Below are 14,528 nucleotides of genomic sequence, written 5' to 3'. Positions count from 1 at the left end.
GTCCCGGACCGCTTAAAGCGCGCGTACACGGCGTATCTGTGGAATAGTTAGAATACAGCATATTGCCAAGTTTCTGGAAACGCTCGCGGTTTTTAGCGCAGACCGGGCGCGCTCGTAGATCGGAATCTTGCCGCGATGAAGAGGGCCGGCATCTGCCACCGGCTTGGACGGTTGGCGGCGAGGCGATCCGCGACTTCAAGCTCCCCGAGTGGACGAGCCAGTTCCGCGCGCTCGGTCTCGACCGGCTGAAGGCCCCCGGGATCGAAGGCCTCGACCTTCGCGGACGTTATGGGTCGGAAATCTCGAAGCTCGACCAGTTCTTGGATGATCGCCCGAGCAATACGACTGCGTCGCGGAGACGTCCCAAGTCATAGATGGTTTGATCGAGCTCCATCGACACTTGGGGGTTCGACGGCATTTCGGGTGCGTTCGGCCCAACGCAATTCAGTGGAAGATCAGCGTCGGGTTGTAGCGATCATGGTCGCCATCGAAGATGCGATCGCAGCCGCCGAGCGCGAGCGCACTGGCTTAAGTCGGCGAGTCGAGGAGGTCCTGGCGCGGGCGGCCGTGACTCTGGGAAATGACGACGACGAGTATCTGTGCCGCGAACCGTTGGATAGTCATCACCAGGATCTGTTCGATGCCGAAATCGTAAACGGCCAAAGGCGGCTGAAGGAACTGGGCTCCCGCAATCGCTCATTTCAGGTTCGTCAGGGCCGCGATGCAAAGCCGGTTCCCTGACTACAAGCCGCGCGCTGACGACGCGGGCTCATCGCATCCAGCTGCGGGTCAGCCGGCGTTGTGACCGGGAAATACACCCGCCTGCTGGCCAGCAATTCCTGTGGGAAAAGCCCTGAGTAGTGCGCCTCCCAAATAGCTAAGTTGCAGCAGGACGACGAATACCAATACGGACGACAGGAGGTGTGACGTCGTCACACTGATGGCGATCCCGCCTACGGGGATGACCGGGATGAGAATGAAAACCGGGTACCGAAGGCCCAAGGCAAGGCCTATCAGCACAGTACCGGCTACGAGTATCGTCACGGGAGCACTCCAAAATGGCTCCGTGAGGGTAGCTTCGTCGGGCTAATTTTACCTTACGTCAAATGGCTAAATTTTCTTTGTAAGTGGAGCCCGGCGGCATGGTCCCCGTGCTTCCGAGCTCCTTGTACGTGGCTTCATATCTCCTTGCGCCTGGCTGGCATATGACGAGAGATGGAGTTCAGTGCCGACACCTCATCCAGCAGCCTGGGACCGCGTTCTGCATACGAGACCTCGCGGCGGGATCACGCCGGTCTGCGCCAAGCAGGAGGGTCATTTCGAGTTCACGATGGCGTTGATGTTCGCCGCGTTGGTCGTGGCCGCATCCAGCGGCGCCATGATTTTGATGAACTCGGTTGAGGGCGACTCGGCGACCGAAATCACATCGTGATCGCGCATCCTGAACGAATCCGCCTGGAACCAGCCATCAGGCTTACTCATGTCGAACTTGTAGACGGCAGGCACCTGCACGGTTGGAAAGCCTTTCACGTCGAGACCGACGCCTTCCAACAATTGCTTCGGCTCGAACCGGTAGACAAGCACGGATTTCGAATTGGCACGGCTTCCGTCGAGCCCCCCCGCCTTCGCCAATGCTTCGGCGAGTGACATATCGAAGTTCTCAAACGTGAAGCGGCGGTTGTTCGTTCCGCCAATCGACCCGGGGCTAGGTGTCGATCCGAACGCCATGAACACACGCGGAATTCGCGTTAGGAAAATTACGTCGCCCGGCGCCAGCAAGATGTCTTCGGCTGGTCGTCGGACGATCGCGGCGAGGTATTGGCTGTATGTCTTCCCCGCTCGCTTGAGAGTGACGGTGACTTCATAGTCGGGATATTTCGGCCCTCCCGCTCGGGCGATCGCCGCCAGCAGCCGAAGTCCACCCGGGTCGATCGGGAAGCGCGATGGCGAATTGGCTTCACCGAGCACACTGACCTGGTTTCCGCGTTGCTCTGCGACGGACACGACGACCTGCGGCTCGATCGCACGCTCCTTGAGTCGATCGCGGATGATCGCGGAAACGGCGCGCGGCGTTAATCCGGCGACTTTGATCGAATCTGCGAAAGGAATGTTGATGCTGCCGGTTTGATCGACCTGCTGTCGCGGTATGTCGACGAAATTTCCTGACCTGACGCCTGCTTCGCCAGGAATGAACAACCCACCTGCTTGCGCCTCGAACACCGTAACAGTCAGAATATCACCGATACTGATCGGCGCGTCGCGACGGCCACCGGGCACCGATGCGAACGACATGCCGGTCGCATTGGTGATTGCGTTGGTCGCCTGCAGAATTGTGGCGTTGATCGGCATCAGGATATATGGAAGCGGCGCTGAGGGCTCCGTGACAATCGCGGCATGCTCGTGGACTGAAGCGGAATCCGGCGCGTCCATCGGGATGAAGCCGGCGCACCCGGTCATCGTCATTGAGACCAAGATCAGCACTGCATGGTGACGAACGACAGTCGGAATTGATCTTCCTAACTCGGTGGCCACAATAACCTCACGCCGTTTACGGGGACTGCGACAAACGTAGCAATCATCCTGTCGTCGAGTCACTCTCGTCCGGTTTCGCTCGTGCGAAACTGCTGCGCTTGTGGCCTCCATGCAACGCTCTGGCAAGGGTATCCGCCGCAGTGGTGACGAGCGATTGAGCAGTGTGGTCTCTTTTTGGCCTCGACGAACGATAACGACAGAGCGCGACACACAATCGACATGCTTAGGACATTGTTTGTAGGCGGAAAATTCGCGGCGTTTGATGCCGCGGTTCACACCGCCCGCATGCTGGTGCCCTGAATGCTCATCAGGGTAAGATTGCCTGTTGCATAGGCGCCCGTATCGATATTGGCTCGGTTCGCCAGCAACTCCGGGTTGCGAACCCGGATATGACCGTGCACGATATATTTGCTGAACCGTTCTTCACTCCGAAGGAATTCCTCGCGAATCCAAAGCAGATCGCGCACCGTCTGCTCGGCCAACGAAACGCCTGGGCGAACGCCGGCATGAACGAAGAAAAAATCTCCGGAACTGAAGCTCAGCCGCAGATTGTCCGGAATTCCAGATGTTCGGTGGGCATTGCCCGTATCAAATCGCGCAATATCGATACCGACTCGTCGCGCTTCAGGTCCGGCGGGGCGAGCCCGTAGGACATCAATCTCTGGTTCCCACCGACGGCAATCCAATCCTCGAACAGTAAAGGATTTTCGAATACTCTCACGAGAAATGCCTCGTGATTGCCCTTGAGAAAAACCGCGTTTCCTCGACGGCTCCGTTCGTCCAGGATGTCGAGAGTGGAGCGGGTATCCGGGCCGCGATCGATATAATCGCCCATGAAGACCTCGACCGCATAGCGCGGCCGGCTGCGGGCGGTCTTGAGAATCCGCTTTCGTCCGGCACATTCCTCGAGATGTTCGCCCCTGTTGGGGCTGCGCAAAACGCCTGCAGATGACCAATCTTTCGGCGTCGGGAATCATGATGTTGTCACATCTCTCGCGTGAAATCTGAAGCGGACTGACTTGGGACGGCCTTATGACTCCTGCTCTGATCTCCGCATCGCTCTTCCTCGCAGGCTTGCTTACCGGTTACGCATTGCGCGTCTGGCATTCGCAAAGGCGTGCTGCGAGCTCGGTACGCTGCAACTCCCACCATTCGGTGCGGCAGACTCCGACCACGACGTTCGGCCATGCTCGCCGGGCTTTCTGATTTCGGAATCCAGTTCCGTGCGGGACACGGCTCGGCGTTGGCCGTCGCGCGATATCGCTCTCCAACGATTGGGCCTTCTCAGTATGAGTGATCTCAACAAGGACGCTCCACGGCGGTACATGGTGGATGGCGTCGGGCAGCGTGTCCTCGTCGGGCTCACGGTCGAGGAAACGATCGAGTTCGAGCGGCTGGACAGTCCGGCGGCCTGCCGTCTGACCAATGGGCAGGTGCTTTGGGACGGACGGGACGTCATTCCAACTTGGGCCGATCAACGCTGGCTGGAGCTCTATGCCAAGCACGAACGGGCCTGGCGCGACTGGATGGACGGGAGCCGCCTCCGTCCAGATCGGAAGCCTCATATCCTCAACTAGGATGAAGTGGTTTCACTCTTTGCTCTGCCTGCTTAGCCGCCTGAGCTGCGAGTGTCATGGGTGCGACGGCGCCTTGCCCATGCCGTGCTACGCTCCGCCGCTCACACCGCAAGCATGCGGCTCCCCTGAATGCTCATCAGGGTGAGATTGCCTGTCGCATAGGCACCCGTATCGATGTTGACCCGGTTCTCCAGAAATTCGGCGTTCCGGACCGGCGTGTGACCATGGACGATATACTTTCCGAACCGCTCGTCGCTCCGCAGGAACTCGTCGCGAATCCAGAGCAAATCGCGTTCCCTCTGCTCGGCCAAAGGAACGCCTGGGCGGACGCCGGCGTGAACGAAAAAAAAGTCTCCGCAGGTGAAGCTCAACCGCAAATTGTCCAGGAATTGCAGATGCTCCATGGGCATCACGCGCATTAAGTTGCGCAATATCGTTTCTGGCTCGTCTCGGGTTAGATCCGGAGGCGCAAGCCCATAGGACATCAATGTCTGCGCGCCGCCGACGCGAAGCCAGTCCTCAAATAACGAAGGATCTTCGAAGACCTTTACTAGAAATGCTTCGTGGTTTCCCTTGAGGAAGACCGCGTTTCCCCTGCGGCTTCGCTCGATCAGGATGTCGAGGGTCGCGCGAGTGTCCGGGCCGCGATCGATGTAATCGCCCATGAAAATCTCGATTGCATAAGGCGGCCGACTGCGAGCGACGTCGGCGTCAATCACCCGCAACATGGGCTGAAGCAGATGAGCGCAGCCGTGAATATCCGAGATCGCGTAGATCCGAACACCTTCCGGCAATTGCGGCTTGTGCACTGGCAAACGCGGTCTGGTACGCGACATTATGGCGCGTTGTCGATCGCGAGGTCGAGAGACGCCGGCACCAGAGAATTCCAATTGAACGGGAGCATTGTCGGTGCCGTGCTTCTCAAGCTTGATCGTGCCAAAATGAAGGCGTGCATGTCTTGCCCACCAAGCCATGCGACGATGTCTGCATAAACGAGGCCAGCCCGCCTGAACGCATTGCTACTCCGCTTGGTCCGGCAAAGATGCATGTCTCGATGCAAATAGGCTATACGTCCACAGGTGGTATTTCGAAAAAATACCCGCATTTGATCCGGCCTGCATTCTCCGTGCGAAGTATTGTGCCTCAATGCTGAGCTGTTTCAGCTTGTGCAACTTTCGCGCATCCGTTTCGATGCGGAACTTGATTCAAAATGGGGCAGCGCGCCCGCAGAGATGTCAGCACTGTGACGACCCTCTCAGTGCACAAGATTTAGAGAGTGCTCTTCAATGAAACTGCGATTGCCTTGCATCGCAAAAGTTTTGCGTGCAGCGCCACAATGTCGCTGCGATCACTGAACACGTTCGGCGGGGGGAAGTGACGAATCTTCAGCATCACGATGAGCGTCAGACACTCTCTGGATACGTAGAGGTTCGAATGGCTGTTGCAACTTATGGTTCTGAGAAGGCTTACTCGCCGTCATCGTCGCGCGGCACTGCCCTTCAGCGACCATTTCAGATCGTCGTCATCGCTACTGATTTCCTGCTGATCTTGCTGAGTTACGTCGCCGGCTCCGCCCTTTACGGGTTTGCGACGGCGTCTACTTCCGATGGCGCTTCGGTTGGCGCCGGACTGATCGTTGGCCTTGTGTTCGTCGCGCTTGCCTATCTTCAGGATGTCTACGCAACGCATCGCCTGTTAAATCTCGTCTGGCAGATGCGCAAGGCCGTCTTTATCTGGTTGGTGTCGTTGACGGTCCTTGCGGTCGCGGCATTCCTCTTGAAGTCGACGGACAATCTGTCCCGCGGCACAGTGATTGTCTTCGCGGCGATGGGCGGCCTCGGGCTCATTAGTCTCCGCTTTGGTTGGCAGGTCGTACTCGGTACGAGTTTTGCCCGAAGCCGCCTGGTTGATCGCAAGGTGGTGCTTCTGAGCCTCAAGCCGCTTGACTTCACGTCGGGCCGGTTCAAGGATCTGCGCCGGAACGGCTTCGATGTCGTGCGTCATTTCGTGCTCGGAACCGACGAGAGCGACGATGGCCATTGGGAGCGGGAAGTTCGGGACGTCATCCGCCAATCGCGCCTTGCCGATGTCGATGAGTATCTTCTGGCGATCGACTGGGACGAATTGCCGATGCTTCGAAAGCTTGGCCATTGCCTGCGTGCTGTACCGCAGCCTGTGCGCCTTTTGCCGGACGATTCGATCGCCGATATCGTCTCGCGCCCGTTCCTGCCCGTCAGTGGGACCGTGGCGGTGGAGATTCAGCGGCCTCCGCTGAGCATCTTCGAGCGTTTGCAGAAGCGCTGTCTCGACGTCGGCGTCGCGATATTCGCGCTCGTCGTGTTGACGCCCCTGCTGTTGACCGTCGCCATGCTGATCAAGCTGGATTCACCTGGAACCGTCATCTTCCGGCAGTCGCGGCGCGGGTTCAACGGCAAGCCTTTCGATATCTGGAAATTCCGGTCGATGACCGTTTCCGAAAATGGTCAGACGATCGCTCAGGCGACCAGGCAAGATGCGCGCGTAACCAAGATCGGGCGTTTCCTTCGCATGACGAGCATCGACGAATTGCCGCAGCTCTGGAACGTCTTGCGAGGCGATATGTCTCTGGTCGGGCCGCGGCCGCACGCCCTGGCTCACGACAATTACTATGACGAGCTCATCAGCAAATATGTCTACCGCCACCACATGAAGCCTGGCCTGACCGGCTGGGCTCAGGTGAACGGCCTTCGCGGCGAGACACCGACGATCGACCTGATGGAAAAGCGGGTCGAATACGACGTCTGGTACGTCAGCAATTGGAGCATCTGGCTTGATCTGAAGATCATGGCGCGGACGGCGTCAGCCGTGATGTTCCAGGAGGCGTACTAGGGTCTGTTGAGATTCATCTGGAATGGATTACAGCGGTGGCGAGGTAAATCATCGCCTCGAAGCTGCTGTCTGTCTTGTCGCAACGCATTGCTATGCGTTTGAATTCCTTGAGCTTGCCGAAGAAATTTTCGATCAAGTGACGCCATTTGTAAATGTCTTTGTCGATGTCGAGAGGCTGAGCGCGCCTTTGATGTTGCGAGATGACGATCTTGGCCTTGCGTTCGTTCAAGTCTTCGATGATCCAGTTGGAATCAAAAGCCTTGTCGGCGATCAAGCCACCGAACTCGATATCCTTGATCAGGGGCACGACGCCGACGGTGTCAAAGCGATGGCCGGGGAGCAGGATGAACCGCACCAGATTCCCGAGCGCGTCAGTCAGCGCGAGGATTTTGGTGGTCCAGCCGCCTTTTGACTTGCCGATGGCCTGATTTTTGGTCCCCCTTTTGCTCCCTGCCCGTGGCGGTGAACCTTGACGATGGTCGCGTCGACCATGGCGAACTCCATGTCCGGATCATCCGATACGGCATCGAAGATCCGCTTGAAAACACCGGCTTTCACCCAGTCGCGATAGCGTTTGAACACGGTATTCCAGTTGCCGAACGTCGGCGGCAGATCCCGCCATGGGCTGCCCGTGCGGGCGATCCACAGTACAGCTTCCAGAAACAGACGGTTATCGCTTCCACTGCGGCCGGGGTCCCTCGGCTTGCCCAAACAAACCGGCTCCATCTTCGCCCATTGAGCATCTGTCAGAACGAATCGGGGCATGCCAAACTCCTTTCGGAGCTTGAATCACGGACATTCCGTTCTGTGAATCCTGAATCTCAACAGACCCTAGGCCGCTGATACGACAAGCCAGGAGGTCGTCAGGATAGCCGTGGGGTGAGCTCCGGCTATCTGCCGTCTTGCGACTTCCCGAACAGCCGCATGATGGCGTCGCGCAGCGCGAGCAGGGGCGGCACCAGCACGAAGAACGCTCCCATCGCGACCGACGCGACGACGTGGCGGAGGGAGAACGGCTCGTCTTGCTCAAGTTCCCGCTGGCTCGGGTCGATGGGGGCCGGAGAAAGAGTGGTCGCGAGCGGCCTCGGCTGCTGCCGCGGCTTGCGGGGGGGAACCACGATCAACACGAAGAGGATGTTGAGCAGGATCCAAATTGACAAAACAGTGAGGACGATCAGCATCCGAACCGACCAAAAACGAGCAACGAGAATGAGTTCAACTTAGCCTCAGGGAACCCGAAAGAAAAGGTACCTAAGCCTGCGGCAGCCGATCATCACTAAAGCCAGGAAAGCTTGACGGCGACCAAATAGCGTCTCGGACAATGTCGCGACCGTCGGTTGCCAGTCAATCCCGGCTTTCAGCTAGGGCAACGGTGGTGGAATGTGGATTCCGGATGAATACGGAGCTCAGTTCGCGCTGGCCCCGGGCGTCACCCTGCGCTCGTCCTAATCGCAGCAGCTGGCAAATTCGCTGCGTGAAAGCGGGCGGATCCAATCCTTCCCGAAGGAGGCGAACGAAACAGTCGGCTCACGACGGAGCCGACCGGCGGACTGCGGCCTACCGAAGACGGCAAGCCCAATTGCTCGCGAGCTTCCACTGCGCCTGTCGGGTCGAGCGAGGCGAGGGGGCCGCTCAGGCGTGCTCCACATAGTAGCTGTTATGGTGCTTGCCCTTATATGCCTCGATGCGCTTGAGCATCTTCGGGTTAGCGCGATTGAGAACGGCACCCAGCAGCTTCTTCTGAAGGACTTCGGAGCCTGAAATGGACTCCTGAAGGGCGGATCGCGTCGTCTGTCCCCATTCGATCACGTAGACCATTGTATCGATGAGGGGGCTGAAGGCCTTGGAGTCAGCCACTGGCATCATTGGCGCAAGATCGATCACGATGTACTCGTAATGCTCTCTCAGCGCTTTGAGCAGCTCGGCCATGGCCTTTGAGCCAATCACGTCCGCCGAGTTGACCATGCGCGAAGCAACGACTGATGGCAGGAAATCCAGACCCGTCTCCTTGCTCCGCTGGACATGGTAGCCGAGGCTGGCTGGGTCGTTCAACGTCTCGACAAGGCCCGTCTTGGCATTGGGCGCGAGTTCGCGGGTCAATGAACGGGTATGAAGATCGCCGTCGATCAGGAGGGTGGGGTGCCCGGTGAGGGCGATCAACTGGGCGAAATTTGCCGCGACCGTCGTTTTTCCCTCCTTTGGGAGCGATGACACAATGCCAATGACCTTGATTTCCCGGGTCAGTCGCGCGACGTCGATCGACACCTTGATGTTGCGCAGCGTTTCGGCAAACCGTGAGAACGGATGGTCGACGACGTAGCGAGAGAGATCCGGGGCACTGCTAGTGACGGACTTGGACAATAATGTCCTTGCTTTGCTCGCGGGACGCACATCGGGAAGCACGCCGAGACACTTCACGCCGAGCTCCTCCTCGACCTCGCCAGGGGTCCGCAGCACGTCACTCAGGAATTCGCGGGCGAACGCGACGCCGAGTCCCAGACAGAGGCCACCGACCAGGCCGCCGATCAACGCCAGAACTGTGCGCGGCGAGCTCTTTCGATCGGGTTTGGTCGCGGTGCTGATCAGACGCGCCTCGCTCAGGGGAAAGCTCTGATTTTGGGTGGCGCTCTGCAGCTTTTCCAGGAAGTTGTTGTAGAGATTGCGATACGTATCGGCTGCACTTTCGAGGTCGCGCAGCCTGACTTCCGCCTGGCCGGTGGGCCCTGCTTGGGCGACGAGATCCTTCACGTTCTTGTCAAGAGATGCCTCGCGGCTCTTTGCGATCTCATAATCGCTGCGATAGGCATCTGCGATCCGGTGCATCTCGTCCGCGATATTCTTGCGCAGCTCCTCCATCTTGTTGGCGAGGTTAATCGTCGCAAGATGAGTTGTGCCGTAGCGTCGTGACAAATCAGCATATTGAGCCTGGAGGTCGAGATACTGGGCGCGTAGGCGCGTGATCACCGAGTTGTTGAGGGCGTCCGTCACCGTCGGCTGGACGAGGTCTTGTTCGGAAACAGCCTGGATTCGGTCGAGGCGGGCCTTCGCTTCCGCCGTTGCGGCCCGAGCTTGAACCAGCTGCGTATTCAGGTCGGACAGCTGTTGTTCGGACATCAATCCGCGGCTGGTCCCGACAATATTGTGCTCCGCCTTGAAGCTCTGCACCGCCCGGTCACTCGCCGTGGCCTGCTCGCTCAGCTCGACGCTTCGCTGCTGCAGCCATTCAGTCGCTCGCTTGGTGGACTGATATTTGGCCTCGAGCGCGCCCACGATGTAGGCATCAGCGATCGCATTGGCAATCTTGACGGCCTTGTCCGGTGATGGAGCCTTGTAGCTGAGAGAGAGCACGTAGGTCTGCAGGACGCGCTCGACCCTGAGATTCTTCTGGATCAGCTCGACCACGGCATGCTCGATGCGCTCCTGCGACGGTGGTTCACCGGATTCGAACAGCGACATGATCTTGCCAAGAACGACAGCGAGGGCGCCCGGATTGGAACCGTTGAACTCGGGGTCTTCGGTCAGATGCAGACGGCGAACGACCGATAGGACGAGATCGTCCGAATTGATGACCTCGACCTGGCTGTCGACAAAGCCAGTATCGATGAGAGCGCTGTTGGTTCCGCTATCCTTGTCCAGAACCTGGGTCTGGCGCGTGTCCATCATGATACGGGCATTTGCCGTATACATTGGCTGTGCCGTGACCAGATAAACGAGCACGAGGGCAAGCGCGGCTCCGACGGAGATCGCGATGATCGGCCATTGGCGGCGGAGCACGTCGGTCACTCGCTCGAAGCTCAGGACCGCTCCGCCAAACTCGATAGCAAACCTGTGACCCGACTGGAACTGTTCTCTGGGCTGATACATTTGCGGACAGCTGCCTTATGATCAATGAGGAATGGGAACGGGCTTGAACGGATCGGACAATTGCGTCTTCCATTCCCCTTCGAGGAGCGCCGTACCCCCTGAGGGTTGCGCCGAAGTCTTGTCACGCGGTTGCAGCGGGGCGCCGGAATCGTCGTCCCCCACCGCGGAATAGCCCGCCTGCACGGAAAGATCGCCGATCCGCTTGGTAAAATCCCTGATCTTACGCGCAGCATCCGGCTTGGTCGTGGTGCATCTGGCTTCGGCGAGCCGCAGCGCAGCGCCGATCGCCGTACGATCGTTGGGGGTCGATTCGGTAATGAGTGTCTGCACCGACGGCAATACGGAAGGATTGGTGGCGAGATAAGTGGAGAGCCGGTACTTCAGCTTCTCCTTGTCGTTGCGCAACCGCTCCAAGAGCGAGGACGGCGATTTGACGAATGCGTCGAGATCAATCTGCGAGGCGCGGTCCGAGAACTCGACGCACTGAGCCTGGCAGGGACCAAGACTCGTCGCGACCATTGCAGAGGACGCTAAGATGATTGGCAGCCACAGTGGCTTCGATCGGCAACGTTTAGATCCGCAGCCCATGCGAGTCCCTTCATTCTGCTAACGAGTGTGAGCGAAATCTGACAGGTAACTGTGTCAAATTTTGTGCGGCGCAAAAGTTGGTTTCAATCAATCGTATTGGACGCAAACGTGTCGCTCCATTGCTTGCGGTTGCAAAACGAGGAGTTGCGATGCCCGAGAGATTGGCAGTCTGCTGCTCACGAATGTTGCAGATCGGAAGATCCGTGAGGCGAACTCGTCATATCCACGACGTGCGATTGTGTTCCACGCTACAAAAGATGAATTCGCGCGGCGCGTTTCGCGGCGATCGCAACAACGCCGGATTCCGCGCAAACTTTGCTCGCAAATGTCCCGCAAGCATGAATGCGACGCGTCATGGTCATCGCGCGATCGAGAAAGTGGCGCAAGCTTGTCCTCCGCATGTCGGAATGAGTCGCGAGCGATGAATTTTTAATTGACCGTCATGCATCAGAAGCAAGTCGTCGATCGTGAGGATTGAAAGTGCGCGCGATGTCCTACAGACTGCTGCGGCGCAATAGCTACGGAATGTGGATGTGACGGGCTCGGTTCATCGTGAGAAAGCGCATATCCTGCCGCTCGACAGCATCAGGGGTATCGCGGCGACATCCGTGGTGATCCACCATCTCCTGCTGATGCCGACATTCCTCGCGGTGTTCCCCCACAATGCGTGGATCGACTGCTCGTTCTTCCGAAGTTCGTGGCTGCTTGTCGATCTGTTCTTCGTTCTCAGCGGAATGGTGATGTCGCTCAGCTCTGTCGAGGGTGAGTTCGGTTGCTTCTCGCTGCGTGACTTCATGGTGCGACGTCTGGCGCGCGTTTATCCGCTGCATCTTGTGATGCTGGTCGCGAATCTGCTGTTTCGCCTCCTGCGCATCAGTTTGGTCATGGCCGGAATCGTAGTTGCTGCGCCGGCCGCCTTCGAGGTGAACAACTCGTATTCGTTCCTGCTCAACGTTTTTCTTCTGCACTCGATGGGATTTGTCGACTATCTCAGCTGGAATGCGCCGAGCTGGAGCATCAGTGTCGAATTCTATACGTATCTGGTCTTTGGCCTGGTCGTCCTGCTGGCCCAGCGCATGCGCTCGCTGTCGCTGTTCTATGCGCTCTCGGGACTGATCGCGGCCGGAAGCCTGGCCTTCATCGTGTTCGTGTTGGACAAGAAAAGTCTGGGGCTGCAGACCGATTTCGGCATCCTGCGCTGCTTCGTGAGCTTCTTCCTGGGTGTGCTGACGGTGAGAGTGGTTCGCGGGTTGCCCGGCAAGCCAGGGCCACTCACGCAAGGCATTGTGCAACTGGTTGGCATGATCGCCAGCGTCGTTCTCGTGAGCGTTGTCGAGGCCTATCCGGCCGCCAGCTTCCTTGCGCCGTTGATTTTTTCGGTATTTCTCGGCAGCCTGCTGGCATTTCCTGATGCGCTGTTGGTCCCCAGGATGCTGGTGACCAAGCCGCTGGTGTGGCTCGGGCGCCGATCCTACTCAATCTATATGGTGCACGCGCTGGTGGTGCTGCTTGCCGAGTACTTCGTGCGAGCGCTCGGGGCATCGCGGATTGCGGCATTCGATGCGATCCGACCGGGATTGCCTGCGACGCTGAATCTCATCGTGTCACTCGCCGCCGTGTTCGCGGTGTCGCACTACACCTACCGCTATATCGAGATTCCCGGCGGCGAATTCCTTCGCAACCTTCTTGGACGCCGGCCCGATTTCTCGGCGACGCCCGCGCCGTCGGCGCGGCTGACGAACTGAGCTGCATATGACTGCGCTTGGCCTGCATCGCCCGCGGATAACGTTGATCAGCCTCAATATTGAGGCGATCGCGCTCGGCACCTATCTGATCCGGGACGCCTTCGGCGGCGTGATCCGTTACGCCACCAGTATTCTTCACCTGGATCCGCTCTGGTACCTACCGGACGGCATTGCGCTTCTGTGCCTCGTCCAGTTCATCGTCCATTGCACGCTGCGCAACCGCAGCACATTGGCGACGCTGACGTTCGTTCAGATCATGCTCTCGCTTGTGCTCGGCTATTTCATGCTTGGAACCGGCAACGCGGCGGTGTCATCATTCAAGATGATGCTGCCGGTGTTCGTTGGGTTTTTGTTCTGCGATTCGAGCCTGGGCTCCTACCGAAAGCTGCTCTCGGTCATTGCCGTGACTTTCTATCTTTCGGTGGTCGGCGTGATCCTGACTAAATACTACGTGATGCCCTGGGTCGGATACAAATATGAATCGTTCGGTGCCGTCCGTGAGGCGGGCCGATTGTGGTGGGCCTATGGTGGAGACGATCAGCGTCTGATGGGCTTTGCCGCCGACAACACCATGGCGGCCTTCTTCATCCTTGTTTCGTTCGCGATCACCTCGATTCGCAAAAGCACGGCATGGTGCCTTCTGTTTGGTTCCATTGCCGTGTACACGATCCGCCTGACCACCAGCAAGACGACCATGATCGTCCTCGTGCTGTACCTGGCGCTGCTGGTGCTCGTCCGCATGCTGCCGGAGAAGTCACGTTTCCCCGCCATCAGGAATATCGCGTTGTGGTCATTCGCTGCGATCTTTGTTCCGTTCTTTCTGATCGTGGCTGCGTCGGGAACTGCAGCCATACCGCACTCGAGCCTATTCAGCATTATCGACCGCATCAATAACAGCTGGCAGCTGCCGTTTGTCTACATGAGCCAGCTCATGCCGATTGGTCTGGTGACCGGCTGCGGCGCCGGCTGCTTCAATTATCCGCAGAAGCTGTTCTCGCCGCTCGCGTCGTTTTGGGTGCCGGTCGATAATTTCTACATCGGGACCTATTTGATGTTCGGGCTGCCGTTCGTCGCATTCATGGTTATGGTATTCCGGGCGACTTTTGGTGCGACCGACGTGTACAAGCTGACGCTGATCTTCGTCATCAACCTGTTTACGATCACGGTCCTGAACTATGGCCCGGCGTCCGGCCTACTGATCATCGCATTGAGCTTCAGCGAGGTGTTTTCCAAGCGGGCGACGTCCGCGCGGGCCGGTGACGTAACTCCGGTTCAGCTGCCGCGGCCGATCCGTTCACTGGATGGATTCGACGCTGATGTGCCTGGAACGGCGCTGGGTGCGGGCAGGTGAGAT

At 58.4% G+C, this 14,528-nt stretch carries 11 protein-coding genes and 2 pseudogenes; 5 read left to right on the top strand and 8 right to left on the bottom strand.

The annotated features are described in order from the left end of the window. The first annotated feature begins 324 nt into the window (after positions 1-324). Positions 325-805: pseudogene (locus JJE66_RS39000) on the top strand (hypothetical protein). Between the two features lie 509 nt (positions 806-1,314). Here JJE66_RS39000 and JJE66_RS29280 read toward each other — a convergent pair. From JJE66_RS29280 to JJE66_RS38715, 3 genes are all read right to left on the bottom strand, one after another. Then, positions 1,315-2,463: a polysaccharide biosynthesis/export family protein gene (locus tag JJE66_RS29280; RefSeq protein WP_246756581.1), complete on the bottom strand. Its 1,149-nt coding sequence runs from the start codon at positions 2,461-2,463 to the stop codon at positions 1,315-1,317. Positions 2,464-2,804: 341 nt separating this feature from the next. Continuing rightward, entirely contained in the window at positions 2,805-3,014 is a 210-nt protein-coding gene (locus tag JJE66_RS38720) for a hypothetical protein (protein WP_311979970.1), read from the bottom strand. A gap of 56 nt (positions 3,015-3,070) precedes the next feature. After that, entirely contained in the window at positions 3,071-3,367 is a 297-nt protein-coding gene (locus tag JJE66_RS38715; RefSeq protein ID WP_311979969.1) for a metallophosphoesterase, read from the bottom strand. Between the two features lie 454 nt (positions 3,368-3,821). Between JJE66_RS38715 and JJE66_RS29270 the strand changes: the two genes are divergently transcribed. Beyond that, a complete protein-coding gene (locus tag JJE66_RS29270; RefSeq protein WP_200517905.1) occupies positions 3,822-4,109 on the top strand; it encodes a hypothetical protein in 288 nt (95 codons plus the stop codon). Between the two features lie 101 nt (positions 4,110-4,210). Here JJE66_RS29270 and JJE66_RS29265 read toward each other — a convergent pair whose 3' ends face one another. Then, positions 4,211-4,945 (bottom strand): metallophosphoesterase family protein, encoded by a 735-nt coding sequence (locus tag JJE66_RS29265; RefSeq protein ID WP_200518910.1) that lies wholly within the window; start codon positions 4,943-4,945, stop codon positions 4,211-4,213. A 598-nt stretch (positions 4,946-5,543) separates the two neighbouring features. Here JJE66_RS29265 and JJE66_RS29260 point away from each other — a divergent pair. Then, positions 5,544-6,977, top strand: coding sequence for an undecaprenyl-phosphate glucose phosphotransferase (locus tag JJE66_RS29260; protein WP_200518908.1), 1,434 nt, complete (start codon positions 5,544-5,546; stop codon positions 6,975-6,977). Between the two features lie 82 nt (positions 6,978-7,059). Here the strand turns inward: JJE66_RS29260 and JJE66_RS29255 are convergent. The 4 genes and pseudogenes from JJE66_RS29255 to JJE66_RS29240 form a co-directional block, all read right to left on the bottom strand. Further along, a pseudogene (locus tag JJE66_RS29255) lies at positions 7,060-7,703 on the bottom strand (IS5 family transposase); the annotation flags it as partial. A gap of 164 nt (positions 7,704-7,867) precedes the next feature. Next, positions 7,868-8,158, bottom strand: a complete 291-nt coding sequence (locus JJE66_RS29250) for a hypothetical protein (protein WP_200517904.1) — start codon at positions 8,156-8,158, stop codon at positions 7,868-7,870. A 451-nt stretch (positions 8,159-8,609) separates the two neighbouring features. Continuing rightward, positions 8,610-10,841: an AAA family ATPase gene (locus JJE66_RS29245; RefSeq protein WP_200517903.1), complete on the bottom strand. Its 2,232-nt coding sequence runs from the start codon at positions 10,839-10,841 to the stop codon at positions 8,610-8,612. A gap of 21 nt (positions 10,842-10,862) precedes the next feature. After that, positions 10,863-11,360, bottom strand: coding sequence for a hypothetical protein (locus tag JJE66_RS29240; RefSeq protein ID WP_200517902.1), 498 nt, complete (start codon positions 11,358-11,360; stop codon positions 10,863-10,865). A 602-nt stretch (positions 11,361-11,962) separates the two neighbouring features. Here JJE66_RS29240 and JJE66_RS29235 point away from each other — a divergent pair. After that, positions 11,963-13,174, top strand: coding sequence for an acyltransferase (locus JJE66_RS29235; RefSeq protein ID WP_200517901.1), 1,212 nt, complete (start codon positions 11,963-11,965; stop codon positions 13,172-13,174). 7 nt (positions 13,175-13,181) lie between these two features. After that, on the top strand, positions 13,182-14,525 hold the full coding sequence (locus tag JJE66_RS29230) for a hypothetical protein (RefSeq protein ID WP_200517900.1): 1,344 nt from the start codon (positions 13,182-13,184) through the stop codon (positions 14,523-14,525). Positions 14,526-14,528: the final 3 nt, after the last annotated feature.

Source organism: Bradyrhizobium diazoefficiens (assembly GCF_016612535.1).
Lineage (GTDB): Bacteria > Pseudomonadota > Alphaproteobacteria > Rhizobiales > Xanthobacteraceae > Bradyrhizobium > Bradyrhizobium diazoefficiens_C.
Note: the sequence above shows the minus strand (reverse complement) of the source record. Positions and strands in the feature narration are given on the sequence as shown.

What these genes read in the sequence shown, in the direction of transcription:
- JJE66_RS29280 (WP_246756581.1), bottom strand. Translation starts at nt 2,463, where the DNA reads ATGACGATGACCGGGTGCGCCGGCTTCATCCCGATGGACGCGCCGGAT.
- JJE66_RS38715 (WP_311979969.1), bottom strand. Translation starts at nt 3,367, where the DNA reads ATGGGCGATTATATCGATCGCGGCCCGGATACCCGCTCCACTCTCGAC.
- JJE66_RS29270 (WP_200517905.1), top strand. Translation starts at nt 3,822, where the DNA reads ATGAGTGATCTCAACAAGGACGCTCCACGGCGGTACATGGTGGATGGC.
- JJE66_RS29265 (WP_200518910.1), bottom strand. Translation starts at nt 4,945, where the DNA reads ATGTCGCGTACCAGACCGCGTTTGCCAGTGCACAAGCCGCAATTGCCG.
- JJE66_RS29260 (WP_200518908.1), top strand. Translation starts at nt 5,544, where the DNA reads ATGGCTGTTGCAACTTATGGTTCTGAGAAGGCTTACTCGCCGTCATCG.
- JJE66_RS29250 (WP_200517904.1), bottom strand. Translation starts at nt 8,158, where the DNA reads ATGCTGATCGTCCTCACTGTTTTGTCAATTTGGATCCTGCTCAACATC.
- JJE66_RS29245 (WP_200517903.1), bottom strand. Translation starts at nt 10,841, where the DNA reads ATGTATCAGCCCAGAGAACAGTTCCAGTCGGGTCACAGGTTTGCTATC.
- JJE66_RS29240 (WP_200517902.1), bottom strand. Translation starts at nt 11,360, where the DNA reads ATGGTCGCGACGAGTCTTGGTCCCTGCCAGGCTCAGTGCGTCGAGTTC.
- JJE66_RS29230 (WP_200517900.1), top strand. Translation starts at nt 13,182, where the DNA reads ATGACTGCGCTTGGCCTGCATCGCCCGCGGATAACGTTGATCAGCCTC.